General features: G+C 59.3%; 26 protein-coding genes, 1 tRNA gene and 1 other RNA gene. 18 read left to right on the top strand and 10 right to left on the bottom strand.

Annotated features, from left to right (window positions below; all coding sequences use genetic code 11):
- From ACTG4B_RS12815 to ssrA, 5 genes are all read right to left on the bottom strand, one after another.
- Positions 1–731 (bottom strand): lyase family protein (locus ACTG4B_RS12815; protein ID WP_439156094.1); only part of this gene is annotated, 731 nt, incomplete at its 3' end.
- 67 nt (positions 732–798) lie between these two features.
- A complete protein-coding gene (locus ACTG4B_RS12820) occupies positions 799–1,269 on the bottom strand; it encodes an SspB family protein (protein WP_439156095.1) in 471 nt (156 codons plus the stop codon).
- 67 nt (positions 1,270–1,336) lie between these two features.
- Entirely contained in the window at positions 1,337–2,608 is a 1,272-nt protein-coding gene (gene chrA / locus ACTG4B_RS12825) for a chromate efflux transporter (protein WP_439156096.1), read from the bottom strand.
- Positions 2,605–3,255 carry a DUF1194 domain-containing protein gene (locus tag ACTG4B_RS12830; protein WP_439156118.1) on the bottom strand — a complete coding sequence of 217 codons (651 nt, stop codon included), beginning with the start codon at positions 3,253–3,255 and terminating at the stop codon, positions 2,605–2,607. Before ACTG4B_RS12830 ends, chrA begins: the two co-directional genes overlap by 4 nt.
- 60 nt (positions 3,256–3,315) lie before the next feature.
- Positions 3,316–3,666, bottom strand: a transfer-messenger RNA (tmRNA) gene (gene ssrA, locus ACTG4B_RS12835).
- 108 nt (positions 3,667–3,774) lie between these two features.
- On the opposite strand from ssrA, the gene ACTG4B_RS12840 reads away from it, so the two are divergent.
- On the top strand, positions 3,775–4,647 hold the full coding sequence (locus ACTG4B_RS12840) for a hypothetical protein (protein ID WP_439156097.1): 873 nt from the start codon (positions 3,775–3,777) through the stop codon (positions 4,645–4,647).
- Here the strand turns inward: ACTG4B_RS12840 and ACTG4B_RS12845 are convergent.
- The 3 genes from ACTG4B_RS12845 to ACTG4B_RS12855 form a co-directional block, all read right to left on the bottom strand.
- A complete protein-coding gene (locus tag ACTG4B_RS12845; protein ID WP_439156098.1) occupies positions 4,644–4,994 on the bottom strand; it encodes a DUF4345 family protein in 351 nt (116 codons plus the stop codon). The genes ACTG4B_RS12840 and ACTG4B_RS12845 overlap by 4 nt on opposite strands.
- 103 nt (positions 4,995–5,097) lie before the next feature.
- Positions 5,098–6,138 carry an ABC transporter substrate-binding protein gene (locus ACTG4B_RS12850; protein WP_439156099.1) on the bottom strand — a complete coding sequence of 347 codons (1,041 nt, stop codon included), beginning with the start codon at positions 6,136–6,138 and terminating at the stop codon, positions 5,098–5,100.
- Positions 6,139–6,211: 73 nt separating this feature from the next.
- A complete protein-coding gene (locus tag ACTG4B_RS12855) occupies positions 6,212–6,940 on the bottom strand; it encodes a FadR/GntR family transcriptional regulator (RefSeq protein ID WP_439156100.1) in 729 nt (242 codons plus the stop codon).
- A 102-nt stretch (positions 6,941–7,042) separates the two neighbouring features.
- Between ACTG4B_RS12855 and ACTG4B_RS12860 the strand changes: the two genes are divergently transcribed.
- The 15 genes from ACTG4B_RS12860 to ACTG4B_RS12930 all read left to right on the top strand — a co-directional run bounded on the left by ACTG4B_RS12860 (position 7,043) and on the right by ACTG4B_RS12930 (position 22,742).
- Entirely contained in the window at positions 7,043–7,777 is a 735-nt protein-coding gene (locus ACTG4B_RS12860; protein WP_439156101.1) for a DUF2182 domain-containing protein, read from the top strand.
- Positions 7,778–7,789: 12 nt separating this feature from the next.
- Positions 7,790–8,431, top strand: a complete 642-nt coding sequence (locus ACTG4B_RS12865) for a DUF1326 domain-containing protein (protein WP_439156102.1) — start codon at positions 7,790–7,792, stop codon at positions 8,429–8,431.
- Positions 8,432–8,515: 84 nt separating this feature from the next.
- Positions 8,516–9,616, top strand: a complete 1,101-nt coding sequence (locus ACTG4B_RS12870; RefSeq protein ID WP_439156103.1) for a dimethylsulfoniopropionate demethylase — start codon at positions 8,516–8,518, stop codon at positions 9,614–9,616.
- A gap of 77 nt (positions 9,617–9,693) precedes the next feature.
- A complete protein-coding gene (acuI, locus tag ACTG4B_RS12875) occupies positions 9,694–10,677 on the top strand; it encodes an acryloyl-CoA reductase (protein WP_439156119.1) in 984 nt (327 codons plus the stop codon).
- Between the two features lie 190 nt (positions 10,678–10,867).
- Positions 10,868–11,299, top strand: coding sequence for a universal stress protein (locus ACTG4B_RS12880; RefSeq protein WP_439156104.1), 432 nt, complete (start codon positions 10,868–10,870; stop codon positions 11,297–11,299).
- A 23-nt stretch (positions 11,300–11,322) separates the two neighbouring features.
- A complete protein-coding gene (locus tag ACTG4B_RS12885; RefSeq protein ID WP_439156105.1) occupies positions 11,323–12,966 on the top strand; it encodes a BCCT family transporter in 1,644 nt (547 codons plus the stop codon).
- 116 nt (positions 12,967–13,082) lie between these two features.
- Entirely contained in the window at positions 13,083–14,501 is a 1,419-nt protein-coding gene (locus ACTG4B_RS12890) for a cryptochrome/photolyase family protein (protein ID WP_439156106.1), read from the top strand.
- A gap of 125 nt (positions 14,502–14,626) precedes the next feature.
- Positions 14,627–15,835 (top strand): class I SAM-dependent methyltransferase, encoded by a 1,209-nt coding sequence (locus ACTG4B_RS12895; RefSeq protein WP_439156107.1) that lies wholly within the window; start codon positions 14,627–14,629, stop codon positions 15,833–15,835.
- Positions 15,836–15,869: 34 nt separating this feature from the next.
- Positions 15,870–16,310 carry a TrgA family protein gene (locus ACTG4B_RS12900; RefSeq protein WP_439156108.1) on the top strand — a complete coding sequence of 147 codons (441 nt, stop codon included), beginning with the start codon at positions 15,870–15,872 and terminating at the stop codon, positions 16,308–16,310.
- A 3-nt stretch (positions 16,311–16,313) separates the two neighbouring features.
- Complete coding sequence (locus tag ACTG4B_RS12905; RefSeq protein ID WP_439156109.1) at positions 16,314–17,429, top strand: gamma-glutamylcyclotransferase; 1,116 nt, start codon at positions 16,314–16,316, stop codon at positions 17,427–17,429.
- Positions 17,430–17,556: 127 nt separating this feature from the next.
- Positions 17,557–18,588: a cysteine synthase A gene (locus tag ACTG4B_RS12910; protein ID WP_439156110.1), complete on the top strand. Its 1,032-nt coding sequence runs from the start codon at positions 17,557–17,559 to the stop codon at positions 18,586–18,588.
- Complete coding sequence (locus tag ACTG4B_RS12915) at positions 18,540–20,927, top strand: DUF3772 domain-containing protein (protein ID WP_439156111.1); 2,388 nt, start codon at positions 18,540–18,542, stop codon at positions 20,925–20,927. The genes ACTG4B_RS12910 and ACTG4B_RS12915 overlap by 49 nt, the downstream gene beginning before the upstream one ends.
- A complete protein-coding gene (locus tag ACTG4B_RS12920) occupies positions 20,924–21,640 on the top strand; it encodes an alanyl-tRNA editing protein (RefSeq protein ID WP_439156112.1) in 717 nt (238 codons plus the stop codon). The genes ACTG4B_RS12915 and ACTG4B_RS12920 overlap by 4 nt, the downstream gene beginning before the upstream one ends.
- Positions 21,641–21,701: 61 nt before the next feature.
- Positions 21,702–22,376, top strand: coding sequence for a M35 family metallo-endopeptidase (locus ACTG4B_RS12925; RefSeq protein ID WP_439156113.1), 675 nt, complete (start codon positions 21,702–21,704; stop codon positions 22,374–22,376).
- Positions 22,377–22,379: 3 nt separating this feature from the next.
- Complete coding sequence (locus tag ACTG4B_RS12930) at positions 22,380–22,742, top strand: hypothetical protein (RefSeq protein WP_439156114.1); 363 nt, start codon at positions 22,380–22,382, stop codon at positions 22,740–22,742.
- On the opposite strand, the gene ACTG4B_RS12935 is transcribed toward ACTG4B_RS12930, so the two are convergent.
- Positions 22,739–23,884, bottom strand: a complete 1,146-nt coding sequence (locus tag ACTG4B_RS12935; protein ID WP_439156115.1) for an AI-2E family transporter — start codon at positions 23,882–23,884, stop codon at positions 22,739–22,741. The two genes, ACTG4B_RS12930 and ACTG4B_RS12935, sit on opposite strands and share 4 nt — an antisense overlap.
- A gap of 127 nt (positions 23,885–24,011) precedes the next feature.
- On the opposite strand from ACTG4B_RS12935, the gene ACTG4B_RS12940 reads away from it, so the two are divergent.
- Positions 24,012–24,101 (top strand) — tRNA-Ser (locus tag ACTG4B_RS12940).
- 203 nt (positions 24,102–24,304) lie between these two features.
- Here ACTG4B_RS12940 and rimO read toward each other — a convergent pair.
- Positions 24,305–25,744: a 30S ribosomal protein S12 methylthiotransferase RimO gene (gene rimO / locus ACTG4B_RS12945; RefSeq protein ID WP_439156116.1), complete on the bottom strand. Its 1,440-nt coding sequence runs from the start codon at positions 25,742–25,744 to the stop codon at positions 24,305–24,307.
- Positions 25,745–26,216: 472 nt separating this feature from the next.
- Here rimO and ACTG4B_RS12950 point away from each other — a divergent pair.
- Positions 26,217–26,951 (top strand): outer membrane protein (locus ACTG4B_RS12950; RefSeq protein WP_439156117.1); only part of this gene is annotated, 735 nt, incomplete at its 3' end.

Genomic DNA, 26,951 nt, shown 5'->3' on the forward strand with positions numbered 1-26,951 from the left:
TCGCCCCAACCCTTTGGCGTGTTCAGCCCGGTACCAACTGCGGTACCGCCTTGGGCCAGTTCGTAGATGGCAGGCAAGGCCGATTTGATCCGGCGGATGCCCATCGCAACCTGATGCACGTAGCCCGAAAACTCTTGCCCCAGTGTCAGCGGCGTCGCGTCCATCGTATGCGTGCGGCCGATCTTGATGATATCATCGAATTCGCGCTGCTTTTGTTCCAGGGCCGCGTGCAGTTTCGCCAGACCGGGCAACAACACATCATGTGCGGTGGTGGCCACTGCGATATGCATCGCGGTCGGGAACGTATCGTTCGATGACTGGCCCATATTGCAGTGATCATTCGGATGCACAGGGTCCTTCGACCCGATTACACCGCCCAGCATCTCGATGGCACGGTTAGAGATCACTTCGTTGGCATTCATGTTCGACTGCGTGCCGGATCCGGTTTGCCACACGACCAGCGGGAAATGATCGTCCAGCTTGCCCGCCACAACCTCGGCTGCGGCGGCAATGATCGCATCGGCGCGTTCCGCGTCCAGTTTGCCGCGTTCCTTGTTTGCGATGGCACAGGCCTGTTTGATCACGCCAAGGCCGCGCACGATGGCGATGGGCTGTTTTTCCCAACCAATCGGGAAATTCATCAGCGACCGTTGGGTTTGCGCGCCCCAATAACGGTCTGCCGGGACCTCGAGTGGGCCAAAGCTGTCGGTTTCTGTGCGGGTGGCGGTCATGTTATGGCCCCTTCTGGATTTCTGTTAGAGGCGGTTTAAGCCTCTGACGGGGGTGGGGCAAGACCGGCTATTTACGGAACTTGTCGAGGCTGACAACATCGGCCGCCTTGCGGTCACCGGACGCGCTCTGCTCTGGTTCGACCATTTCATCCATCGGCGCTTCGTCTTCGGGCTCTTCCGGCTCGTCCTGGGTTTCAAACCGCAGACCAAATTCCACAGATGGGTCAACGAACGTCTTGATCGCATCATAGGGAATATAGAGCGTTTCAGGATTATCGCCAAAGTTCAGCGTGATCGTGAAGCCATCATTCGTCACATCCAGATTGTCGAACCAATGCTGGATCACCACGGTCATTTCGCCCGGATACCGGTCTGACAGCCAGTCGGCAATTTCAACGTCCGGATGCATCGTGTCAAATGTGACAAAGAAATGATGTTCCCCCGGCAGCCCATTCGCAGCGACGTCTGCCAGAACTTCCTGGATCAGGCTTCGCATCGCGCGGTGCATCAGGTTGCCATAGTCTATGGAGCGGCTCACAGCATCAGATCCTTTCAACGGTTGGGTATAGCATAAGGGATTCGATCCCGGATGAAAGGGTCACTGATCAGAATGCGCCGGTCACGCCCCCCAACGCAAGGCTGACCAATGCGGTGCACGGCAGGACAACATGCAGTGGCCATTGCCTTATCAGCAGCATCGTCGCGGCCAGACCGGCCAGACCGATGGCGTCCGCTTGTGCGGTGCCCGGATCAGGCCAGATCGTCGTGACCGGCCCCCACGTCACAAGATCGACCTGCGCGAAAAATACATGCAGTGCAAACCAAAGCGACAGGTTGGCGATGACCCCGACAACTGCTGCCGTCACGGCCGCCAGCGCGCCGCGCAACCGGGGCCGCCCATCCAGCCAGTCGATCAGCGGCGCACCGGCAAAAATCCAGATGAAACAGGGCACGAATGTCACCCACAGCGTCAGCGCCCCGGCCCACAGCGCCACCGAGATGCCACCCGCGCCCATCCCGGCGATCATGCCGACAAACTGCGTCACAAGGATCAGCGGGCCGGGTGTGGTCTCGGCCAGTCCAAGCGCATCCATCATCTGCGCGGTGGTCAACCAGCCATAGGATAGAACGACCTCTTGGGTCATATAGGCCAACACGGCATATGCGCCGCCAAAACTGACAACCGCGAGCTTGGAAAAGAACGCACCGACATCCATCAGGAAATCATCGCCTGACATCGCGATCGCGATGAATGGCGCAAACCAGATGAAGCCGCCAATGCAGATGACCCTGATGCTGTTGGTCCAGTCGATTGGGGGGGTAGGCATGGCGGTGTCGTGCGTGTGTATCATCAATGCCCCGGTCAGTGCAGCAAGGCCGATGACCAGCGGGAATGGCAGTGCAAGCGCAAACAACGCAACAAAGGCGCAGGCCGCAATAGCCAGATGGGCCCGCCGGATCAGGGCGCGCCGCGATATCTTTATCAGCGCCTCGAATACGATGACCACGACGGTGGCCTTGATGCCCAGAAACAACGCCTGCACGACAGGCAGCCCGCCATAAGCCCCGTAAGCAAGCGCCAATGCGGCGATCACCAGTGCACCGGGCAGCACGAATAACCCTCCGCCGATCAGCCCGCCGGTAATCCCCCCCTTTTTCCAGCCTGCATAGGTCGCCAGCTGCATCGCCTCTGGTCCGGGAAGCAGCATGCAGAACGACAGGGCACGCAGGAACTGTGCCTCGGTCAGCCAGTCACGGGTTTCGACCAGTTCACGGTGCATCAGCGCGATCTGTGCCGCTGGACCGCCAAATGACATCAATCCGATCCGGCCAAAGACCGTGACCAAGGCGCGCCAGTCTTGTGTTGGCGTCTTCACCCCAGCACCTTGCTGATCTCGCGCAGTATCTTGGCACGGATCGCACGGGGGTAATCGCGGTGGGTCAGGGCCGTCATGACGAACCCGTTTCGCGTGATCAGTGCGTTGCGGTAAAATCCGGTAATCGCCAGCCCCATGGATTCGATTGCCAGCCCGTTGATCGTGACACCCGCGCGCTCAGCCGCAGCGCGCGCGGCGCGCACATCCGACCCGGCATTGGGCGTGCCGTCGCCAGACACGTCGATGACCTTGCGCTTGCAGTCGGGAACGCCGGAAAACAGCTCAAGTGCATAATAAATCGCCTCGGCCGGGGCGGTGTCGGACAAAATAAACGCCCGTTCCATATCATGCGCCTGCGCTGCAAGGGAACGCGCATCCAGCGCTGTGCGGATGCGTTGCCACGGCACGCTTAGCGCCTGATCTTCGATGCCTGACCACTGCACGACCGCAATCGCCACCTGTCCGCGCACCATTTCGTCCACGATTTGCGGGTCGCGTAATGCGGCAGCCATGCCATCGGTTTGCAGGCGGTATTCGGCAACATCGACCGAATTCGACACGTCAACCATCAGCACAAGCGCCGTATCACAGGCCCATGTGGCAATGGGAAAAACGGATAGGGCAAAGGCGAGCAGCAAACGGACCATAGGCACCATCGTGGCCAGCGGTGGCAGGCTTTGCAAGTCACTTCGGCAAGGAAAGGGAAAGGTGCAGGTTTCTGTTGCCAGGTACCTGCGGACCCCGCCTATGGTCGCAAAACCATAGGGCTTAAGGTTTCGATATTACGGACTGCTTACGCAGCCAGTGCCATCGGTGCTTTGTTGTCATTTGCAACTAGCTTTTTCGTACCGATAACGGTGGTAACTCACCGGGACAAAGCAAAACCCCTTTAGACGTTCGTCGATCCTGTTTCGTCCCCATGATCCCCAAATGAAGGATTATTGGTGGAGACGCCGGGTACCGCCCCCGGGTCCGATCCGCTTATTACGAGCGCGTTTATGTCCATAGTTCCGAAGAACACCCTGTAGATAGGGGGGCGCTGGCGTGCTTGCAAGGGGTATGGTGGCATCGCATTCCAAAGAAACGGGGGATGGTAAGACCGCATTTCGGTGTAGCCAACAATCAAAGATCGGACTATTGGCACAGCGCGATTTGGACAAAGGTAAATGGTTTTGCGAATTTTTGCTGGAATGACAGCGTTTTGCGGGGCGCTGTGCGCAGCAGCGCCCGCCCTGAACGCACAAGACGGCGCAGAGGGCCGCCTGTCTGTCGGAGTACTTGATGGGGATGGATCTGCGACGGGGTATCTGTTTGGCGATTTCACCCTTTCGGCCAGTGCGGGCGGTTGGCAGGCCGCACTGGGGATGTTCGGTGTTGTCGGGCGTTTGCATGAAACCTATGCCGATATCAGCTATGACACGGGGACACTGCGCGCGACCGTCGGATTTCCACGGCCAGCCTATGACCTTGTGGCAGGCTCGGCGATCACCGATGTGATGCCACGGCTTGCGCTGGACAGCATCGGCATCAGTCGCAGCCGTGCGACCGCTGGAACGATGTTTGAACCCGAATTTCTGCCCTACGGTGGTGTTCTGGGCGGTGAAGCGGGCGATCTGCGATATGCGATATCCCTGCACGGTGTGCCAGATTACGATGTCACGATTGCAGGGTCGGGGCTCTCGCTGCAAAAAGGCGCCTGGCGATATGATGTCGGGTTGGAGGCCGTCGATCAGAACGCTGCGGTCGATTGGAACACAAAGCTGCGGCTTGGCCTTGTGCGCGACCGGCTCGAACTGTCGTTGGGCGCGTTTCATCCGGCGGCAAACGGGCAACCTGACGCTGTCGAGGCGTCGCTGCGGTATGATCTGACCGACAATACGCAGATCACGGCGGTGACCCGTCACCAGCGCAAGGGCGATCCGACACAGGTGATCGGGCTGCGTTTTGATATCGGGACTGTCTTTGCGGTGAATGCGGGGGCCGCAGTGACCGGTGCCGACAGTCTGGCGTTATCCACGGCCGTCGTTGCGCGGTTCTAGGACCATAGGTTCAACACAATCGCCGGCAGGCCGACACTGGCCTCGACCGCGAAGAACACCCATTTCTTGCGGGTTTGCCCATCCAGCACTAGCGATGTTGCCCGCCCTGTCGCGGCTCCGATCCAGCAAAAGCCCAGCATCGCGTAGGCGGCTGGTGTGCCGATGACCAGCGCACCGATCCCCATTCCGACAAACAGCGCCCCGGCGGATGCGCGGATTTCGGATGGCCCCATGCCGGACGGGCCGGCCGTCAGGTCAAGCGTGGCCAGCGTATAGCGCGGCGCAATCCAGCCAAAACAGCCCAGACCAATGCTCAGAAGGGCGAAGATGATGTTGAGAATGTCCATCGCGGTGATCCTTTCCCTGCCGCGTACAACATGGGGCACGTGGTCTGCGGATCAACAGGCAATGGGGTAGGGTGGATCATGATCCACCCTACCAAAGGCAGGATCAGAATCCGGCCTTGATCAGTTCGAATGTTTCGGCCTGACGTTCGCGCATGGCATTGGGAAGGGGCAATTGCGCCAGAACCGGCACATCGATGACACCCAGACCAGAGGCGACAAGGTCTTCCTCGGTAACCTGGCTGGTGAGGGCGGCGGCATTGGCCGACCCGAAACCGGCATCCAGCAGCGGCACGACCGAGGCCTCTGACAGCATCGCGTTGATATAATCATAGGCTTTCTGTTCGACGCCCTGACCACCGACAAGGTTCACATAGCCACACAGCCACAGCGATGACCCCTCTGCGGGTTCGCGCTGAAACCCGATCGGGCGGCCCTCCTCGACCATGGCGGGGTAGGTTTCGTTCCATGCCCAGCTGACCAGGATTTCGCCCGAGGACATCAGCTGTGCCAGTTCGGCCGGATCGGTCCAATAGGTGCGCAGGTTCGGATGCACCTCGCGCAACCAGTTGGAGGCAGCTTCGAACTGTTCGTCCGTCGCTGTGGTCCAGTCATCCACGCCGGTCGCCAGATACGCCAGCGCATAGGCGTCATCGACGTTGTCGGGCAGGGTCATGCGACCTGCATATTTGGGGTTCTTGAACACATCAAGGGTGGCGACATCCTCGGCCGGAACCTCCTCGGGGTTGTAGGCAATCGCCGTCGATCCGAAATCGGTGGGTATGAAATAGGTGTCACCCCCGCCCACGTCGGTGCCGGTCAGATTGCTGTCAAGATCGTCAAAGGCGGGGATCAGCGAAGTATCCCACGGTTCGATGATCCCGCTGTCGGTCCAGCGGCTGACAGACCCTGCACAAATATGCGCGACATCTGCGTTAAACCCGGCGCGCACCTTTTGAAATGCCTCGTCCTCGTCGCCGAAAAAGGCGAACGTCGGGCTGGCGCCGTGCTGGTCGATATAGGCCTGATGATAGGCCGGATCCTCGAACCCGGAATAGTCGAAGACCAGCAGGTCGGCATCTTGTGCCATACCTGCGGTGGCAAGGGCCGCGATGGATGCGGCGCTAAGGAAACTGGTCAGTTTCATGTGGTTCTACTCCCGTTTGAACTGTTCGAAAGGTATGCAAGCCGACGCGGCGCGGCAAGGCCCATTTCACGGGTTATGCCGGTTTGCGCCGTGCGATGACATCTTGGGCAAGTTGCTGTGTATATGCTGCAAGTTCCGCCAGTATTGCATCCGTGCGTGCCGCATCACGTGCCGCTATCGCGTCCGCGATCGCGCCATGCAGCGCAACGATCCGTTCACGTGAACGGGCGGTAAATGTGATCATGTTCATCAGCGGTTGCATCGCTTCGACAGCACCTGCCAGTTGATAGGACAGCACCGGATTGCCGGCCGCATCCACCAGTGCGCGGTGAAAAGCTACGTCTGACGCGCAAAACGCCTCGTCTGTCAGGCCCGGTTGCGATTGGCGGTGTGCCTCGGCGCGCATGGTCGCCAGATGATCGGCGCTGCGCCGTTCGGCGGCCAGCGGTGCGCAGGCCCGTTCCAGCGCATAACGCGCCTCGCAGGCGGTGGCAAAGCTCACGTCGTTCATGGACAGCAGCAGCGTCGATGTGGTGATCTGCTGGCCATAGGCATCCTCGAAACGCAGCCGGTTGACGAAAGCGCCCCCCGTGGCCCCGCGCTGGGTGCGAATCAGCGATTGCGCCGCCAGCCGTTTCAGCGCCTCGCGGACGCTGGAGCGTGACACATCGAACTGTTCGGCCAGTTCGGCCTCGGACGGCAGGCGTTCATCGACGGGCAACGCCCCCGAGATGATCGCATCGCGGATGGCCTTGGCGATTTGGGCCGAAAGGTCGGCGGGGCTTTCTGGGTCAATTTTCATTTGTCTGACATTTATGATTTGCGTGAAACGTAATTGTCTGACAATTTATTTGCAAGCAGTTGAGTCGGGGTGCAGTGGATGCTGTCAGAGCGGATCAGAACCATGGGAATGCCGCATTGGCTGGCCCTGTTCGGGCTGATCCTTGCGGCCTGGATCATGCTTTTTGTGCTTGCAGTTCCTGATGATATGCGCGCCTTGTCAAGGCTTTATGGCGCAGAGTTCTGGAAGTCCCTTTGCGTCGTGACGCTGGATGGCGCCGGGTATGTCAATGCCGTGGCCATGTGGGCGCTGATGTCGGCCGCGATGATGTTGCCCACTGCGTTGCCCGCCTTTGCGACGTATGACGACATCGGGCGTCAGACAGAGGTGCGGTTCGCTGCGCTGGTGGCAGGTTACGCGGTTGTCTGGATCGGGTTTTCCGTGATCGCCGCCGCCGTGCAGATGGCCCTGTTCGGTCTTGAGATGATCAGCGCCATCGGTGACAGCCAGTCGCTGTGGCTGTCAGCGGGTCTGTTGCTGGGTGCGGGCCTTTACCAGTTTTCCCCCATCAAGGAGGCCTGCCTGAGCAAATGCCGGCAGCCGCTGACGTTTTTCATGTCCCATTGGGACGAAGGCCCGTGGCGCAACGGGCTGCGCCTTGGGCTGGTCTGTATTGGCTGTTGCTGGGCGTTGATGCTGCTGGCCTTTGTCGGTGGTGTCATGAACCTGGCGTTCATGGGGATGGCGACGCTGATCATGGTTCTGGAAAAGATGCAGGACGTAGGGCGGTATTTGACAAGGCCGTTGGGCGTTGTCCTGATTTTTGGCGCGGTTGCACTGATGTTGCGCGCCGTTTGAGGAGGAATGGAAATGGCTTTGGATCAGAACGCGGCGGTGGGGACGATCCCTTGGGCGATCAAGGGGGAATTGATCCTGAATTGCAACTGCACGGTATTTTGCCCCTGTGTTGTCAGCCTTGGCAAACATGCCCCGACCGAAGGCTATTGTCAGGCATGGTCCGGCATTCGTATCGACAGCGGGCATTACGGCGATGAGGACCTGAGCGGTCTGAACGTCGGGCTCGTGCTGGAAATCCCCGGCCTGATGGCGCGTGGCAACTGGAAAGCCGCCGCCTATATCGACGAACGCGCAAGTGATGCGGCCTATGACGGGCTGCTGAACATCTTCACCGGCAAGGCGCGCGGCACCACCGGGCTGTTCAAGGTGCTGGTCAGCGAATTTCTGGGTGCCGAACGTGCGCCGGTCATCTTTGAAACCGAAGGTAAGGCCCGCCGCCTGATGGTCGGCAAGGCCATCCAGGGCGAGGTCGTGCCAGTGGGCGGCAAGGATCCCGACGAAGACATCGTGGTGACCAATACCGGTTACTGGATGGGGCCCGATATCACGGTGGCAACCGCCAACAAGGGCCGCGTGCGCGCCTTTGGCCGGGTCTGGGATTTCGACGGGCGCAGCGCCGAGATCTGCCAGATCGACTGGCACGGGCCGAACTGACCGGCTGATATTGATCCGCCCTTTTGCGATCCGGTATCGCGGGGCATGCCTGAACGCGACCGCTTTAATGTCAGAGGTGTCCTAATGGCCGTCATCGCCCCTTCGCGCCGTATCCGGCGCACCCCCTTTACCCCAGGTGTCGAGGCCGCGGGCGTCAAGGGGTATACCGTCTATAACCACATGCTGCTGCCGACCGTCTTTGACAGCGTCGTTGCGGATTATCATCACCTGAAAAATGCCGTGCAGGTCTGGGATGTGGCCTGTGAGCGCCAGATCGAACTGCGCGGTCCCGATGCGGCCCGCCTGATGCAGATGCTGACGCCGCGCGATCTGCGGGGGATGCTGCCGGGGCAATGCTATTACGTGCCCATCGTGGATGAAACAGGGGGCATGCTGAACGATCCTGTTGCGCTGAAACTTTCCGAGGACCGCTGGTGGATTTCCATCGCCGACAGCGATCTGCTGTTCTGGGTCAAAGGGTTGGCCTATGGCTATCGGCTGGATGTGCTGGTGGACGAACCTGATATTTCGCCGCTGGCCGTGCAGGGCCCGCAGGCGGATGAACTGGTCGCCCGCGTCTTTGGCGATGCCACCCGGGCGATCCGGTTTTTCCGCTTTGGCTGGTTCGATTTTCAGGGTGTCAGCATGGCCGTGGCCCGTTCGGGCTATTCCAAGCAGGGCGGGTACGAGATTTACGTAGACGGTACCGCGAATGGCATGCCCCTGTGGAACGCGCTGTTCGAGGCAGGCAAGGATCTGGATGTGCGCGCGGGGTGTCCGAACCTGATCGAACGGATCGAGGGCGGATTGCTGTCTTACGGCAATGACATGACCCGCGAAAACACGCCGCATGAATGCGGGTTGGGGCGGTTCTGTTCGACCCAGACGGCGATTGGCTGCGTGGGCCGCGATGCGCTGTTGCGTGTGGCCAAGGAAGGGCCGACCCAGCAGGTCAGAGCCATCGAGATCGCCGGTGCGATTCCCCCCTGTGACCGCGCCTGGCCGCTGATGGCCAAGGGCAAACGGGTCGGGCAGGTGACATCGGCGGCACAATCGCCCGACTTTGGTGTTAACGTGGCCATCGGCATGGTCCGCATGACCCATTGGGACGAAGCTGCGACCTTGCAGGTCGATACACCCGATGGCATGCGGGAGGCTGTCGTGCACGAAAATTTCTGGCTTTAGCGCCAGTGGCTGTCGTCGGAGCCTCCGGCGGGAGTATTTTTAGCAAGATGATGGCGGACACCGCCAAGGAGGAAGAGATGTTCAGGGCATTGGTTGTCGAGAAAGACGAAGACGGCAAGACACACGCAGGCGTGCAGGAGCTGTCGCTGGATCAACTGCCGGAGGCGGAAGTCACCGTCGCGGTCGAATATTCCACCGTGAATTACAAGGACGGGCTGTGCATCGGGCCTGGGGGCGGGCTGGTGCGGAAGTATCCGCATGTGCCCGGCATTGATTTCGCGGGCACGGTCGAGACGTCGTCCGACGACCGCTACAAACCCGGCGACAAGGTGGTTCTGACCGGCTGGCGCGTGGGCGAGGCGCATTGGGGCGGCTACACCCAAAAGGCGCGTGTGCGCGCCGATTGGCTGGTGCCCCTGCCCGACGGGTTGACCACGCGGCAGGCCATGGCGGTGGGGACCGCCGGTTTTACCGCGATGCTGGCCGTCATGGCGCTGGAGGATCATGGGATCAAGGCCGGACCGGTGCTGGTAACCGGTGCTGCGGGTGGGGTGGGGTCCGTCGCCACGGCGATCCTGGCCAATCTGGGCCATCAGGTTGCCGCCGTAACAGGGAGGCCTGAGACCGAAGATTACCTGCGGTCGCTGGGCGCCACGCAAATTGTGCCGCGCGAAGACTTGAACGAAACCACCAAACGTCCCCTGGAAGGCGAAACATGGGGTGGCTGCGTGGATGCCGTGGGCGGTGCGATGCTGGCGCGCGTTCTGGGGCAGATGGAATATGGCGCGTCGGTCGCTGCTGTCGGTCTGGCGGGGGGGGCAAGCCTGCCTGCGACGGTGATTCCGTTTCTGTTGCGCGGCGTGAACTTACTGGGGATCGACAGTGTGATGCAGCCCTATGACAACCGTGTCCGGGCTTGGGCGCGGATCGCCAAAGACCTGCCGATGGACAAGCTGGAGGCGATGATCCAGCCTGCAACGCTGGCCGACCTGCCGCGACTGGGGGCCGATATCCTCAAGGGGCAGGTCAAGGGCCGCGTGGTTGTCGATGTGAACGCCTGACCGGGCTGCCTGTTCGTCAAGCGACCGGGAGGATAAAAGAAAACCGGCAAAACTGGTTGTTTTGCCGGATTGCATCCTGTTAGGCTTAACCGTGGTTATCGCGGTTTTCCGTGATTTCCTGAACAACTAACGCGGCGCGTGCGACCTGAGTGGGCTGTACGGATAAAAAACGCCGCGACAGGAGGGAACAATGTTTAACAAGATAATGGTGCCCATTGATTTGGCCCACCGCGATCGAATGGGGGCCGCGATGACTGTCGCGGCGGACCTGTCCAAGCTTTACGGCGTGCAGGTCTGCTATGTCGGAGCAACGACACCGACCCCCAGTTCACTGGCACATACGCCACAGGAATATGGTGCCAAACTGGATGAATTCGCCAAGCAAGAGGGCGCAGCCCATGGGCATGATGTGACATCGCATACGATCATCTCGCATGACCCGACTGCGGATCTGGATCATGATCTGGTCAAGGCCGTTGACGAAGTGGGGGCCGATCTGGTGGTCATGGCAACCCATGTGCCCAACATTGGCGACCGTATCTGGCCGTCAAACGGGGGGCGGTTGGCAACCCATACAAAGGCGTCGGTCTTTCTGGTCCGCGCTGACGCAACAAAAGAATAATTGAATATAGGGGGGCCAGAAATATGGCCGACGAAAACACGAATACAGGGATTCCGGTGCCGGAAGGAACCTCTGATATCATCGAAACGGACTATACGATCGGACAAGACAACTATGAAACCCAGGTCGGGCCGATCGGACTGGATATTCACAACCCGGTTTTTGCGATTTCCGGGTTAAGCATCGTTGCGTTTGTTTTTTATGCATTGGTGTTTCAGGAACAGGCATCCGCCATGTTCGGGGCGCTGCGCCCGTGGTTGACCAGCACGTTTGACTGGTTCTTCATCACGTCTGCAAATATCTTTGTGCTGTTCTGCCTGTTGCTGATTGTCACGCCCTTTGGGCGGGTGCGTCTGGGCGGGGCCGAGGCAACGCCGGATTACAGCTATATGGGATGGTTCGCCATGCTGTTTGCCGCAGGCATGGGCATTGGCCTGATGTTTTTTGGCGTGCTGGAACCGGTCTATCACATGGCCATATCAGAGCCGTTGGGCGTTGCATCGCCTTTTGATGCAGATGGCAATATCATCCCCGGCAACGTGGATGCGGCCCGTGAAATGGGGCTGGCGGCCACAATTTACCACTGGGGTCTGCATCCGTGGGCGATTTATGCAATCGTTGCGCTGGCGCTGGCGTTGTTCAGCTATAACAAGGGTTTGCCGCTGACTATCCGGTCTGCATTCTATCCGATCTTTGGTGAACGGGTCTGGGGCTGGACGGGGCATATCATTGATGTGCTGGCCGTGTTTGCCACGCTTTTTGGTCTGGCGACATCGCTGGGTTTTGGCGCACAGCAGGCGGCGGCAGGTCTGGAATTTGTGTATGGTATCGAAAATACGCTTAATCTTCAGGTGATCCTGATTACCGGCATTACGGCCGTCGCACTGGTTTCGGTGGTGCGCGGGCTTGATGGTGGGGTCAAGGTTCTGTCCGAGATCAACATGGGGCTGGCGGCTTTGCTGCTGATCTTTGTGCTGCTTGTCGGGCCGACGCTTGCCATTTTGGCGGGTTTCGGAAATGGCCTGGTCGCTTATGTTGCCGATATCCTTCCGCTGTCCAACCCTGTTGGCCGTGGCGATGACAGCTACCGCGAAGGCTGGACTGCGTTTTATTGGGCGTGGTGGATCAGCTGGTCACCTTTCGTGGGCATGTTCATCGCCCGTGTCAGCCGGGGCCGGACGGTGCGTGAATTCATCGTGTGCGTGTTGTTGATCCCGTCGGTTGTCTGCGTCTTGTGGATGGCCGTTTTCGGCGGCACCGCGATTGATCAGGTCTTTGCATCGCCAGAGACCAGCCTCGTCAAGGCAAACGTCATCGACAGCTACAGCCCCGAGCTCAGCCTGTTTGGCATGCTGGCCGATCTGCCGATGGCGTCGATCACATCGACCCTTGCGATCATTCTGGTCGTGGTGTTCTTCGTGACGTCCTCTGACTCCGGCTCGCTTGTGATCGACACGATCACGGCAGGTGGTAAAGTCGACGCGCCCGTTCCACAGCGGATTTTCTGGTGCGTCTTCGAAGGGGCGGTGGCGATCGTGCTGTTGCTTGGCGGGGGCCTTGGGGCATTGCAGGCCATGGTCATTTCGACCGGCCTGCCGTTCACGCTGGTCCTGTTGTTGATGTGCTGGGCGATCTTTCAGGGGCTGCGCAGCGAATTGCGCGCCTGATCGTTCCGACATTGCGGAAAAACTGGGGGCTGTCCGAAGGGGCGGCCCCTTTTTACGTGTTGACGCGTGGATCGCTGCGCTAGATCAACGCTCGGCGGTTGAATGACAGAGGTTTCATGGAAAAATCCCCCATCATCATGTGGTTCCGGCGCGATTTGCGTCTGGGCGACCATCAGGCGCTGACCGCAGTTTGCGAAAGTGGCCGTCCTGTGATCCCGGTGTTCATCCATGACGATATCGTCGCGGGCCACGGCGCGGCACCCAAATTCCGGCTGGGGTTATCCGTTGCCGATCTGGCCAGATCGCTCGATGCCAAGGGCAGCCGTTTGATCCTGCGCAAAGGCAGTGCGCTGGACGTGTTGCGCAAACTGATTGCAGACACCGGGGCAGGGGCGGTTTATTGGTCGCGGCTTTATGATCCCGACAACCGCGCGCGTGATACCGATGTAAAGGCCGCGCTGAAATCTGACGGGATCGTGGTTCAGAGTTTTGCCGGGCATGTGTTGTTCGAACCCTGGACGGTCGAAACAAAGACGGGCGGCTTCTACAAGGTCTTTACGCCGATGTGGAAATCCGTGCGCGACAACCACGTGCCAGCGGCCCTGCCGACGCCGGGCCAGATCACCGCGCCTGATAGCTGGCCGGCATCAGACAGTCTGGACGATTGGCGGATGGGGGCCGCGATGCGCCGCGGGGCAGATATATTGGCCAGCCATTGCACCGTCGGAGAGGCGGCTGCCGCGTCCCGTCTGGGCGCATTTATCGCGCATCGGGTACAGAGCTATCAAAAGAACCGTGATCTGCCGGCCGTGGATGGCACATCGCGGCTATCGGAGAACCTGACCTACGGCGAAATCAGCCCGCGCGTCTGCTGGCATGCGGGGTGGCGCGCGCTGCATGACGACAAGGCTGATGCAGAGGTGTTTCTGAAGGAGCTGGTCTGGCGCGAATTTGCATACCATCTGGCGTTCCACACGCCGCGCATCGTGCATGACAACTGGAAGGAAGACTGGGACGCCTTTCCCTGGAATACCGACGAACGGCTGGCCGGGGTGACTTCATGGAAACAGGGCCGCACGGGTATCCAGTTCGTCGATGCGGCCATGCGCGAGATGTATGTCACAGGCACGATGCATAACCGGGGGCGGATGATCGTCGCGTCCTATCTGACGAAACATCTGCTGACCCACTGGAAGATCGGGATGAACTGGTTCGCCGATTGCCTGATCGACTGGGACCCGTGCAGCAATGCGATGGGCTGGCAATGGTCGGCAGGGTCAGGGCCCGATGCGACGCTTTATTTCAGGGTGTTCAACCCGGTGACGCAATTGGACAAGTTCGACAAGGATCGTGCATATGTCCAACGCTGGTTGGCCGAACCCTTCAGCAAACCATCCGCGACGGCGCTGTCGTATTATGATATGATACCGCGCAGTTGGGGGATGTCGCCGAATGATCCCTATCCCGACCCGGTCGTCGCGGCCGATGTGGGACGCAAACGGGCGCTGGATGCTTATGAAACCCGTGGCTTTTGAACGGACGTTGCGTCAGCGAATCTTTTTCGAACGTTTGCCGTGACTTCAACGGATCAAAGGTTAATTTACGTTTTGTCGCACACGGGCCGGACTGCCAAAGCGTTCAAGATGACAAAAGGACGAGAATGATACTCACCACCACCGAAGGGCAGGACAAACTGCCTCGTTACTTTGCCGCCGTCTTTGACGTGATGAAAACGATGAAGCGGGGCCGGATCGATGTTATCCTGCCTGACGGGCGACATTTCCGCTCCGAAGGGGCTGATCCCGGCTTTGTGGCTGAAATCCACGTTCATAACGACGATCTGTTCGCCCGCACCATCCGCGAGGGCGACCTGGGGTTTTGCGAGGCCTATATGGACGGTTGGTGGTCGACACCTGATCTGATGGCCTTCATGGACCTTGTGCACGACGATGCCGAAGACATGTATGACGGGTTTCCAGGCCAGTTTCTGGTACGGTTCTACGAACGGATGCGGTTCTGGATGCAAGGTAATTCCAAGACACAGGCGAAAAAGAATATCAGTTATCACTATGATCTGGGCAATGAATTCTATGCGCTTTGGCTGGACGATACGATGACCTATTCATCGGCCAAATTTGATACCGGACAGGAAAGCATGGAAGCTGCCCAGACCGAGAAATACAAAAGCATGGTGGATCAGATGGGCGCGCAGCCCGGCGACCATGTGCTGGAAATCGGCTGCGGATGGGGCGGGTTCGCCGAATATGCAGCCAAGGAACGAGGCCTGAAGGTCACCGGCCTGACGATCAGTCGCGAACAGCACGACTATGCGGTTGACCGCATCGCCAAGGCCGGATTGTCCGATCAGGTAACGATCAAATTGCAGGATTACCGCGACGAAACCGGCACTTATGACGGGATCGCGAGCATCGAAATGTTCGAAGCCGTTGGTGAAAAATATTGGCCGGTGTATTTCGAGACACTGCGAGATCGGCTGAAACCGGGCAAACACGCAACACTTCAGATCATCACCGTCGCGCATAGAAGGTGGCAGGTTTACAAGCGTGGCGTGGACTTTATCCAGAAATACATCTTCCCGGGCGGTATGCTCCCCAGTCCCGTCATTCTGCGTCAAGAGATTGAAAAAGCAGGATTAAAAGTCGCTCATTCGATTGAATTTGGCGAAAGTTACAGCCAGACCTTGCGCCGCTGGCACGATACATTCAACGCCAGATGGGACGACGTGGCAGCCTTGGGGTTTGATGAGCGGTTCAAGCGGATGTGGAACTTTTATCTGACCTCTTGCGCGAGCACTTTTCATAGCGGAAACTGCGACGTGACGCAGATTACAGTGACGCGCGCGCCTTGAAGATGGCGCGCAAGCGCAAGAAGGACGCCGTGTAATGCCCACCGCAGGACGCCTGGCTGGCGCGATCGCATATGCGATATATGGCTGGTATGTCGGGATCATCCTGATCCCTTTTTTCCCCGAAGGCGTCGCACCTGCCTTTTTGATCCCGCTTTGTATCGCGATCGGGGTTCTTTGCGGCTGGAAGATCGTTGGCGCCCGTGCCAACCGTGGTTACTATGCCGCGATAGGGCATGGATTGACCGGGGCGTTCGCACTGTCATTCTGGGTCATTTTTCTGGTGTCGTTTCATCGCATGATCCGCAACGCCTTGCGCCGCTTTTACGACGGCACGATGGAAGCGGTCGTTGATGTGTTTTCGCAGATGCTCGAATTTGGTCAGGGGCTGCTTGATGTCAACTTCATTGCGTCAGTTGCGATTGGCGGCATCATCGGTGCGTGGGTCGCGGAGTATTTCGCCAAACGGTATCCTTGAACCATGGACCTTTTCGTTTACGGGACACTGATGTCACATGCGCTTCTGGCTGCTGTGGCGGGCCCTGGTCGCTTGAATGCGACGCCGGCAGATCTGGACGGATATGCGCGGCACCCGGTTAAGGATAATGTCGTGCCTTTTATCGTGGCGACACCGGGTGCGTCATGCGATGGAATCCTTTGGCGGGGTCTGACCGCAGATCAGGTACGGCGGCTGGATGCCTACGAAGGGGCCTTTGGCTACACGCTCGAGGATGTGACCGTGTCCGTTGTGGGCCAGGAAGTGCAAGCGCGCTGCTACATGCCGCCCCCCGGGTTTGTGGCGGGCGAGGGTGCGTGGTCGTTGCAGAAGTGGCAGGCCAATCACCTGGCGCCGGCGATCCTGGCGGCGCAAGAGTTGTTTTCGCACCGCCCGTTGCCGGATCACGGTGCGCTGCGTCGCATGTGGCCAATGATCGAGGCGCGTGCCTGGGCCAAGCACCGCGCAGTTGCGGCCCCGGCCAGCATCCGCCGTGACGCCACCCCAGAGGATGTGCGCATCGTTGCTGCCGGTCCCCCGTTGGGGTCGTTCTTTCGGTTGCAGGGGGTTGACCTGACGCACCGCCGTTTTGACGGCAAGCAATCGCATCTTCTTGTCAGGGAAACATTTCTTGGCGTCGATGCGGCCATCGTGCTGCCCTATGATCCGGTGCGTGACGTTGTTGTTCTGGTTGAACAGTTCCGGATGGGTCCGCTGATGCGCCAGGACCCAAATCCGTGGATGTTGGAACCCGTGGCGGGGATCGTCGATGCGCGCGAAACACCGCAAGACACCGCGCGCCGCGAACTTTTGGAAGAGGCCGGGTTGACCCTGCGCCATCTGGAACCGGTCAGCGCCTATTACGCGTCGCCGGGGGCATCGACGGATTTCATGTATAGCTATATTGGCTTGTGCAATGTGCCGCAGGCCGGGCCCTATCTTGGTGGGCTTGCGGACGAGGGTGAAGATCTGCGCCTGCATCCGATCCCACTGGACGACGCCCTGAAACTGGCTGACACCGGCGAAGTGGCGACCGGCCCGCTGGTATTGCTGTTGAACTGGCTGGCCCGGCACCGTGATCGTCTGCGCGCGATGTCCTGAACGCGCGGTTTACGCACACGAGGAACGCGCAGAATGCGCATAGCTGGAACGCGCGGATTGCGCGCGGTGTCTTGATGTCGTGCGGGCAGGGGCCTACACAAGTCAGGCGTAATGAAAGGCCCGTAAGATGACCATCAGACAAGATCTGGCCGAGGCGGTCGGCAACACACCCCTGATCAAACTGCGCGCCGCCTCCGAGGCGACGGGCTGCACTATTCTGGGCAAGGCCGAGTTTCTGAACCCCGGCCAATCGGTCAAGGATCGCGCAGCCCTTTACATGATCCGCGATGCCATCGCCAAGGGCGATCTGAAACCGGGCGGCACGATCGTGGAAGGGACTGCCGGCAACACGGGCATCGGACTTGCGCTGGTCGGCGCATCAATGGGGTTCAAGACGGTCATCGTCATTCCCAAGACCCAAAGTCAGGAAAAAAAGGACATGCTGCGCCTTGCCGGGGCCCAACTGGTCGAAGTGCCCGCAGCGCCCTATCGCAACCCCAATAATTTCGTGCGCTATTCCGAACGGCTGGCCAAGGAACTGTCCAAGACCGAACCGCATGGGGCGATCTGGGCAAACCAGTTTGACAATGTGGCCAACCGGCAGGCGCATATCGAAACCACCGGACCGGAAATCTGGGACCAGACCGAGGGCAAGGTCGATGGATTCATTTGCGCCTGCGGTTCAGGCGGCACGTTGGCTGGTGTCGCGATGGCATTGCAGGACAGAGGCGTCAAGATGGGCCTGTCTGACCCCGACGGGGCGGCACTTTATTCCTATTACACGACGGGCGAGCTGAAGATGGAGGGATCATCCATTGCCGAAGGGATCGGGCAGGCGCGGATCACCAAGAACCTTGAGGGGCTGAAGCCTGATTTCTGCTACAATGTCAGCGATCAAGAGGCCCTGCCGCTTGTATTTGATCTGTTGCAGCATGAGGGGCTGTGCATGGGTGGGTCCACTGGTATCAATGTCGCCGGTGCCATCCGCATGGCCCGTGACATGGGGCCGGGGCATACTATCGTGACGATCCTTTGCGACTATGGCACACGCTATCAGTCCAAGCTTTATAACCCGGCTTTCCTGCGCGAAAAGGCGCTGCCAGTGCCTGAATGGCTGGAAAGAAAGGTCGATTTGCCATCGGTGTTCGCAGACGCATGATCTGGCGGCGGTTCATTGCTGCAATTCTTTTGCTGTGGCCTGTGATGCTGGCGGCACAAGACACAATCGAGCCGCTCAGACCGATCGAACTGCCGCGCCTCACGGATGATCTTGACGTCACACAGCCTAATGACGGTGGTTGGGAACGGGTGGCGCGCAGTGCCGAAGAATTGGCGATGCGGGACGACGCATCGCTTTTCGCGATCAATCGACTGCGGGCCGAATTGGTCAGCTGGCGCGATGTGTTCTTGTCGCGCACACGGGAAAATGCAGCGCGCCTTGCAACCGTTGACGCACAGATCGCGGCTCTCGGGCCGGTCCCTGAAAGCGGTGAAGAAGCACAGGTCATATCGGAGCGCCGCGCCGCATTGCAGGCACAACGGCGCGATCTTGCAGCCCCTGCCATTCTTGCCGAAGAGGCGCGCGTCCGTGCTGATGGTCTGATCCGGGAGTTCGACACCATACTGTTGCAGCGCCAGACAGACGAATTGACCCAACGCGGGCCGTCACCACTTAACCCTGTGCATTTCGCTGCCGCAGTTGCCACAGTCTGGAGCGTGATTTCGATTGTCAGTGTCGAAATTGCTGCCGGTCTTTCGCAAGGTGCAGAATCTGGGCGTCTTCAGGCGAATTTGCCGCGCGCGATCCTACTGTTTGCTGTGGCTGTTGGGTTGTTGGGTTTCGCCCGCAGATGGATCACGGTGTGGCGTGGTTCCCTTGAAACCGGTGAAGGCAAGCTGTTGCCGCTATGGCGGTTCAGTCTGTCACTGCTTCAGATCGCGGTGCCTGTGCTGGGGCTTGTGGCGTTGCGCCTGTCGCTTGAAACACTTGACGTCTTCGGCTTGCGCAGTGGCCAGGTGGTGGCCGCCATTCCGCCTGCGGGATTTGCCATTCTTTTTGCATGGTGGCTCGGACGGCAGGTTTTCCCACCAGGGCCGCACAGCGGATATTTGGGGTATGACCGCCAGACCCGCCGATCCGGACGGCGTTACGGGTTGGCCTTGGCGTGGATCCTTGCGGTTGGGTCACTGTTCGATGCCGCCCTGCAAACGATTGAAACGGATGCCGGCACACGCGCGGCCATTGAATGGCCGGTACTGGCGGTGATGGGTTTGACCCTGTGGCGCATGGGGCAGATGATCCGGCGCAAACCAGAGGACGTGGACGGGGCCGCGGTATCACAAGGTCGCTTGCGTGGTTTTGTCGGGCGTATTTGCACGGTGGTTGCCGTGCTGGCACCTCTGATTGCGGGGTTTGGTTATGGTGATGCGGGGCGGGCGCTGATGATTCCCGCCATCATGTCGCTGGCACTGATCGGCCTTTTGCTGGTGATCCAGCGGCTTGTGCATGACGTCAGCCGTGACGACCTTGCCGATGAAAGCACCAAGGGCGCCGTGGCGCTGTTGCCGGTCTTGATCAGTTTTGTAATATACTTGCTCAGCTTGCCGGTCTTTGCCTTGATCTGGGGGGCCAGAGTCGATGATCTGGCTGAGGTTTGGAACGGATTTCGCGAAGGCTTTGCAATCGGTGACAGCCGCATTTCACCTACGGATTTTCTGACCTTCGCCGTTGTCTTTGCGCTGGGTTATCTGCTGACGCGTTTCATACAGGGCACATTGCGGAAATCCGTTCTGCCGCGCACCCGTTTGGACCTTGGAGGCCAGAACGCGATCGTGGCGGGTTTTGGCTATCTCGGGATCATTCTTGCCGCGATCATCGCCATAACGAGTGCTGGCGTTGATCTGTCAAATCTGGCGATCGTGGCAGGTGCGTTGTCCGTCGGGATCGGTTTTGGGTTGCAGAACATCGTGTCAAATTTCGTTTCCGGGATCATTTTGCTGATCGAACGCCCCGTCAGCGAAGGTGACTGGATCGAGGTTGGGGGACAGATGGGATATGTGCGTGCGATTTCGGTGCGTTCGACGCGGATTGAAACCTTTGACCGGACAGACGTGATCGTGCCCAACGCCGATCTTGTCAGCAATCAAGTGACAAACTGGACCCGGGGCAACCTGATTGGCAGGGTGATCGTCCCTGTCGGCGTGGCCTATGGCAGTGACGTGGACCAGGTGACGCGGATACTTCAGGACATCGCAGAAGCGCACCCGATGGTCATCATGACCCCACCGCCTGCTGTGCTGTTTCGCGGGTTTGGGGCAAGCTCACTCGATTTTGAAATCCGCGCCATCTTGCGTGACGTGAATTACGTTGTGCAGACCAAATCCGAGATGAACCACGAAATAGCCAGAAAATTTGCCGAGACCGGGATCGAAATTCCCTTTGCCCAGCACGATATCTGGCTGCGTAACCCCGAATCCCTCAGAGGAGACAAAGCATGACCGAACTGCTGTTTCGCGATGATGCCTACCTGCGCGAGGCGACAGCCAAAGTGACGGCGATTACCAGTGAAGGGGGCATCGTACTGGACGCGTCGGTTTTTTATCCCACTTCGGGAGGGCAGCCGGGCGACAGTGGCACCTTGTCTTGGGGCGGCGGCACGCTTGACATTGCAACGACCGTGAAGGGGCAGGGCGATGACCTGGTGCTTTTGCCGGCGGAACCTGTCGCGTTGCCGGCGATCGGGGACCAAGTGCAGCAGAAAATCAACTGGGACAGGCGGTTTCGGCACATGCGTGTGCACACTGCGCTGCATCTGTTGTCCGTCGTCATTCCCCTGCCGGTGTCGGGCGGGGCCATTGCCGCCGACAAGGGCCGCCTTGATTTCGACATGCCCGATGCCCCTGCCGACAAGGCCGCACTGGAGGAAGACCTGAACCGTCTGATCGCCTGCGACATGGATGTGACCGCAGAATGGATCACAGAGGCCGCACTGGATGCGCAACCTGATCTGGTCAAGACGATGTCTGTGCAGCCCCCCCGTGGCAGCGGCAAGATCAGGCTGGTGCGCATCGGTGTCGGCCGTGAAACGGCCGATCTGCAACCCTGCGGCGGCACCCATGTGGCCAACACGCGCGAGATTGGGCAGGTGCGGCTGGGCAAGATCGAAAAGAAGGGCCGCCAGAACCGGCGGGTCTATCTGCATCTTGATTAAAGGCTGTCGGAGGATACCTGTATTTCGCACGATCGTGCGCACGCTGGCGCAGCGATCCGTCGTGATCGTCCGTTCGCGTCACGGGGCGAGGCGAAGCTTTGGTGTTGTCATCATATGCCTGTTGGGGCTGGCCCAGCCAGCCGCAGCGCTGGGACTGGCTGGTTGCCTGCCTGATCAGGCCAGAAGCGTTGAAACAGACCTGCGCCGCGCCAAGCGGCTGACACTTGATGCTGCCGTCGCGGTTGGTGATACACCTGATTATGTGCGCTGGTTTGGGGATTACACGCCCAAGAACGCCGAAATCGTGCGCGCGAACCTCAAGGCGGTGGTCGTCGCCATCAGGAGTGGGGCGATCAGGGTTGAATGCCAGGCAGAACGCGCCGCTGGCTGCACGCAGCGTGAATATGCCTGGGTCTACCCGGGGCAACCGTATGTGCTGCGGCTTTGCCCTGCGTTTTTCGGGCTGCCGACATTGCACGCACTCAGCCCCGGGGCACAGCACAGCGATCACGGCACGCGCGAGGGCACGATCGTGCATGAACTGTCCCATTTCACCCGCGTTGCCGGCACCGAAGACTATTGCTATTCCCGCACGCTGTGCAAGCTGATGGCCCAGCGTGACACACGGCGGGCCATCATCAATGCGGACAGCTATCAATATTTTACCGAAGACGTGACTTATTACGCCCGCAAGCCACTTGCCGACAAACCGCCCCCCGCCGCTCAAGGAGACTAGGAAGTGTTCCGAATGATATGTGTCCTGGCGGCGGTGCTTTGTGCAGCACTTTTCCCGCTGCTGTTGCTAAACCCCGGCTATTATGTCGATACCTATGGTGTCGAGCCGGATGCCGGTGCCAGTTTTCTGGGCCGCCGGGCATCGCCGCTTTTTCTGGGTCTCGCCGTCATGCTTTGGATGATGCGTGATCTGCCGCGCGGAACGGCCCGTGACGCGGTGTCGATTGGCATGGCATTCACATGGGGCGGCATCGCGGCCACGGGCCTGTTTGCGTTCTCGACAGGCACAGCCAATGCGAACATCTTGATCGCTGCGGTTGTCGAAACTGCAATGGCGGTGTCTTTTGTGATCGCGCGACGCCGCTAACCGGGGGGTGTGTCCTTGCTGAACAGGTCGCGTTCGGTCGATTGTTCCAGCATTTGTTCGGATTCCGGCAACCCTTCGCGCGACAGCAGAATTGCAAAGGGGCGCAAGTTTGGCACGTGGCTGCAAACCACCAAAAGCATCACCATGATCGGCACCGACAGGAACATCCCCGGAATACCCCACACAGCCCCCCAAAAGGCCAGCGAAAGGATGATGCCAAACGAAGACAACCGCAGCGCATGGCCCATCAACATCGGGTCGATGATGCTGCCGTTGATGAACTGGATCATCCCGGCAATCGTCAGGATCAGCAAGGTTGTCGTCGTGTCGCCAATCTGCACATGGGCCACCAGCGCTATAAGGGCCGTCGCTGCGATCGACCCGATGTTGGGGATGAAGTTCAGCACAAAGGTGATGATCCCGATGGAGGTCGCCAGCTCCAATTGAAACGCGCGCGCCAGCACAAAGACCATCCCCCCGGTGATCGCACTGATCACGGTCTTGACCAGCAAGTAATAGTTCACCCTGTGAATGATCGACTGAATGATCTTGCCGACCCTTTGGGCCTGCGTCTTGTCACCGACCAGATTGTCCAGTTTTGTCTCAAACCACACCCTTTCGGCGAACAGAAAACCAACGAACAGGATCACCAGCACCGTGGCTTGCATGATCCCGCTGGCCTGTCCGGCGGCTGTGCGCAGATAATTGGAGACGTTGATGGCACGTAACGCTGTCAGAATGGCTTGCTCTTCTTCTTCGCCCAGCCAGCTGAACATGGATGCAATCGCCGATGGGGCACGTTCGGTATACGATAGCGTCGTGACAAGTACGGTATTCACCTGCCCGACCAGGATCGATGCAAGCGTTAACAAGGCCGCAGCAATCAGCAGCATCGCGACAATGCTGGCAAGTGCATTGGGTATCCGAAACGGGCCGATCCGCTGGCGCGCGATAAAGTTGATGACGTCGCTGGTCAGACTGAACAGGATGATCGCTGTCGCCAGCGAAATCAGGATGAATCTGGCCTGCACCAACAGGAACAGCACCACCGCAAAGGCGATGATGACAAGCGCTCCGGTCTGAAGCCGATACGCTTCGGCCCGCTTTTCAGGGGCGTTCGGTTTTGGCGGATCGTGTAACATCAGCGTCAATCTGGCATAGAGTTCTGCCTTTGAACATGGCCTCAATGTCGATCTGGTCAACAGAACGCACAAACATCCCCTGGGGGTCTTGCAAAAGGTGTGCAGCCCGGGCTAAACCGCCGATCACGGACAGGTGGCCGAGTGGTCGAAGGCGCACGCCTGGAAAGTGTGTAGGCGGGAGACCGTCTCCAGGGTTCGAATCCCTGTCTGTCCGCCACCCACCATTCGTTAAAATGTTTTCCTGATCATGCACTTTGAAACAGGCGCTGACTGACCCGACGATTGCAACAAAATGAATGACACGTCAGTCGGGCTTGTCACCATCTGGTCTTGTCGCGCGGAGGGTTATCTGCCATGTCGCCTGGTGACCACGCTGGTTTGACGCGTTGAAAACCGAACCTGATGTCTGCGAAAAATCCTTTACGGACGTAGAGTTCCCCATAGGTCGTAGTCTCCGGCCTCATCGACCAGAACCTGCACAATATCCCCGACGTTCAACCCCTCGGCGCCCTCGTCAATGAACAGGTTCCCATCGATCTCGGGCGCATCTGCCCATGTGCGGCAGGTCGCGATGCCGTCGGTGTCGATGTCGTCCACGATGCCTTCCAGTTGCCTGCCGACCTTCGCCGCCAGTTTGGCGGCGGAAATAGCTTGCGCCTTGGCCATGAAACGGTCCCAGCGGTCTTGCTTGACCTCATCCGACACATGGTCGGGAAGGGCGTTTGACCGCGCACCAGCGACGTTTTCGTATTGAAAACAGCCGATGCGATCCAGTTGCGCGGCGTCCAGCCAATCCAGCAGATGCTGGAATTCCGCCTCTGTCTCGCCGGGATAACCGACGATAAAGGTGCTGCGCAGCGTGATATCGGGGCAAATGCTGCGCCATGCGGCGATTTCTTCCAGCGTTTTCGCCCCCGCCGCAGGCCGCGCCATGCGGCGCAGCACATCGGGGTGGCTGTGCTGGAACGGAATGTCCAGATAGGGCAGAATGCCATTTGTCGGGTCCGCCATCAGCGGGATCAGGTCGCGCACGTGCGGATAAGGATAGACGTAGTGCAGCCGCACCCATGCGCCCAGTTGCCCCAGTGCGCGGGTCAGGTCGGTGATGTGGCTGCGCACCTCGCCATCCTTCCACGGGTTCACATCGTATTTACGGTCAAGCCCGTAGGCTGACGTGTCTTGGGAGATAACAAGGAGTTCTTTGACACCTGCATCCACCAGTTTTTCCGCCTCGCGCAGGACAGCATGGGCGGGGCGGCTTGCCAGACGCCCGCGCATATCGGGGATGATGCAGAATTTGCACTTGTGATTGCAACCTTCTGAAATCTTCAGATAGCTGTAATGGCGGGGTGTCAGGCTGACGCCGGTGGCAGGCAGCAGGTCGATAAACGGGTCGGGGCTGGGTGGCACGGCGCCATGCACCGCATCCAGCACCTGTTCGTATTGATGCGGGCCGGTGACGGCCAGAATGCGGGGGTGGTGTTCGCGGATGTAGTCGGGTTCGGCGCCCAGACAGCCGGTCACGATTACCTTGCCGTTTTCTTGCAGGGCTTCACCGATGGCATCAAGGCTTTCGGCCTTGGCGCTGTCCAGAAAACCGCATGTGTTGACGATGACCGCATCGGCACCCGCATAATCGGGGGAAATGGCATAGCCTTCGGCGCGCAGCCGCGTCAGGATGCGTTCGCTGTCCACCAGTGCCTTGGGGCAGCCTAGGCTGATCATACCGATGGTTGGCTGGCCTGCACGGTGGGTGTCGGTGACGCGCGCATTGGCGTCGTGCGGGACGCGCGCATTGGCGTCGTGCGGGACGCGCGCATTGGCCAGGTCGGGGCGGAGTGATGGCGGGTTCTTTGTCATTCCCCGCATATAGCGCGGGTGACGGCTGTTGGAAATGGGGTGTGAAAACAGTCAGACCTGCGTCTCGCATGGGGCACACTGCCTTGGTCGCAAACGAACGATGGCGCAAAAGGAAACCTGTTCGGCTCTTTTTGTTGTCCGCCCGCAGGGTCTGTCCGGTACAGGCACATCAGGCGTCAATCGTGCGTGCAATCAACATGACGCCCGCTCCTGTGGCGGGGTGGCTTGGTTCGAAAGTTTGCCACTTGGTTGCAAGGGGTATGATGCATCCGGTGTTAATCCCGATCACAACGTGCCGCGATCAGCCAAGACGGTCATGGTACCCGGCAATCCGGGGCAGGGCAGGTGCCGGCCCGGCAGCACGCCTTTCGCGCCATGTCGTGTATATTCCATTCTCACATGTGCCGAATATCTTTGAGAAATTTTCACTCTATGCTAAACATGCGATAATGAAGAGTGAGGGACCTCGATGATGGCAAATTTCATGTTTAGTGGCGCGGCGACGCTGTTTGTGGCTTCCGTATTTGGCAGCGCGGCAGTTGCGCAGGATTTTCAGCAGGACTGGAGCGGCTTTTACGGCGGCGTGCATGTTGACGGCAGCATTTACAGTGTGACCAAGACGGATGCGCAGAACTCTTTTCTGAACGACATGCCGGATCAATCCTTGTTGGTTGGCCACGGTGGTGTGACAGGGGGATACAACTATATCCTTGAAAACAACCTCTTCATTGGGGCCGAGCTTGATTACACCTCTGAATTGGCCATCAACGATTTCTTCGCATCCAACCCGCAGGAGACCACCGGCGTGCAGTTCGATTTGCGGGTCGAGGGGATCACCGCGTTGCGGGGCCGGGCGGGGTTCATTCAGAACAATGCACTGGGTTACCTGACGCTGGGCGTGGCAAGTGCGGCGACCAATTTTGAGACCTATCAGGTTGATACAGGCAGCACATCGCTAAGCTGCGACACCAGCAATTGCGCAAAATCGACCGAAGATATGCTTGGGATCGTGCTTGGCGCTGGTGTTGACTGGGCGTTCCGCGAAGACTGGGTCGCGCGGGTCGAATTCCAGCACTACGAGTTCGAGAGTGTTCAGGCGCCGATCCTGGATAGCGCGCAACAGGGATTTTGCGGCGGGGTGGATACCGACCAATGCACCGTCGGGTATTCACCGAACGTGACATCGCTGCGGGTTGGTGTTTCTTAT

The organism is Yoonia sp., from assembly GCF_965660735.1.
Classification (GTDB): domain Bacteria; phylum Pseudomonadota; class Alphaproteobacteria; order Rhodobacterales; family Rhodobacteraceae; genus Yoonia.

Bases quoted from the DNA above. Each gene is read 5' to 3' on its own strand.
- ACTG4B_RS12830 (WP_439156118.1), bottom strand. From the start codon at position 3,255: ATGGTCCGTTTGCTGCTCGCCTTTGCCCTATCCGTTTTTCCCATTGCC.
- ACTG4B_RS12840 (WP_439156097.1), top strand. From the start codon at position 3,775: ATGGTTTTGCGAATTTTTGCTGGAATGACAGCGTTTTGCGGGGCGCTG.
- ACTG4B_RS12845 (WP_439156098.1), bottom strand. From the start codon at position 4,994: ATGGACATTCTCAACATCATCTTCGCCCTTCTGAGCATTGGTCTGGGC.
- ACTG4B_RS12850 (WP_439156099.1), bottom strand. From the start codon at position 6,138: ATGAAACTGACCAGTTTCCTTAGCGCCGCATCCATCGCGGCCCTTGCC.
- ACTG4B_RS12855 (WP_439156100.1), bottom strand. From the start codon at position 6,940: ATGAAAATTGACCCAGAAAGCCCCGCCGACCTTTCGGCCCAAATCGCC.
- ACTG4B_RS12860 (WP_439156101.1), top strand. From the start codon at position 7,043: ATGGGAATGCCGCATTGGCTGGCCCTGTTCGGGCTGATCCTTGCGGCC.
- ACTG4B_RS12865 (WP_439156102.1), top strand. From the start codon at position 7,790: ATGGCTTTGGATCAGAACGCGGCGGTGGGGACGATCCCTTGGGCGATC.
- ACTG4B_RS12870 (WP_439156103.1), top strand. From the start codon at position 8,516: ATGGCCGTCATCGCCCCTTCGCGCCGTATCCGGCGCACCCCCTTTACC.
- acuI (WP_439156119.1), top strand. From the start codon at position 9,694: ATGTTCAGGGCATTGGTTGTCGAGAAAGACGAAGACGGCAAGACACAC.
- ACTG4B_RS12880 (WP_439156104.1), top strand. From the start codon at position 10,868: ATGTTTAACAAGATAATGGTGCCCATTGATTTGGCCCACCGCGATCGA.
- ACTG4B_RS12885 (WP_439156105.1), top strand. From the start codon at position 11,323: ATGGCCGACGAAAACACGAATACAGGGATTCCGGTGCCGGAAGGAACC.
- ACTG4B_RS12890 (WP_439156106.1), top strand. From the start codon at position 13,083: ATGGAAAAATCCCCCATCATCATGTGGTTCCGGCGCGATTTGCGTCTG.
- ACTG4B_RS12895 (WP_439156107.1), top strand. From the start codon at position 14,627: ATGATACTCACCACCACCGAAGGGCAGGACAAACTGCCTCGTTACTTT.
- ACTG4B_RS12900 (WP_439156108.1), top strand. From the start codon at position 15,870: ATGCCCACCGCAGGACGCCTGGCTGGCGCGATCGCATATGCGATATAT.
- ACTG4B_RS12905 (WP_439156109.1), top strand. From the start codon at position 16,314: ATGGACCTTTTCGTTTACGGGACACTGATGTCACATGCGCTTCTGGCT.
- ACTG4B_RS12910 (WP_439156110.1), top strand. From the start codon at position 17,557: ATGACCATCAGACAAGATCTGGCCGAGGCGGTCGGCAACACACCCCTG.
- ACTG4B_RS12915 (WP_439156111.1), top strand. From the start codon at position 18,540: ATGGCTGGAAAGAAAGGTCGATTTGCCATCGGTGTTCGCAGACGCATG.
- ACTG4B_RS12920 (WP_439156112.1), top strand. From the start codon at position 20,924: ATGACCGAACTGCTGTTTCGCGATGATGCCTACCTGCGCGAGGCGACA.
- ACTG4B_RS12935 (WP_439156115.1), bottom strand. From the start codon at position 23,884: ATGTTACACGATCCGCCAAAACCGAACGCCCCTGAAAAGCGGGCCGAA.
- rimO (WP_439156116.1), bottom strand. From the start codon at position 25,744: ATGACAAAGAACCCGCCATCACTCCGCCCCGACCTGGCCAATGCGCGC.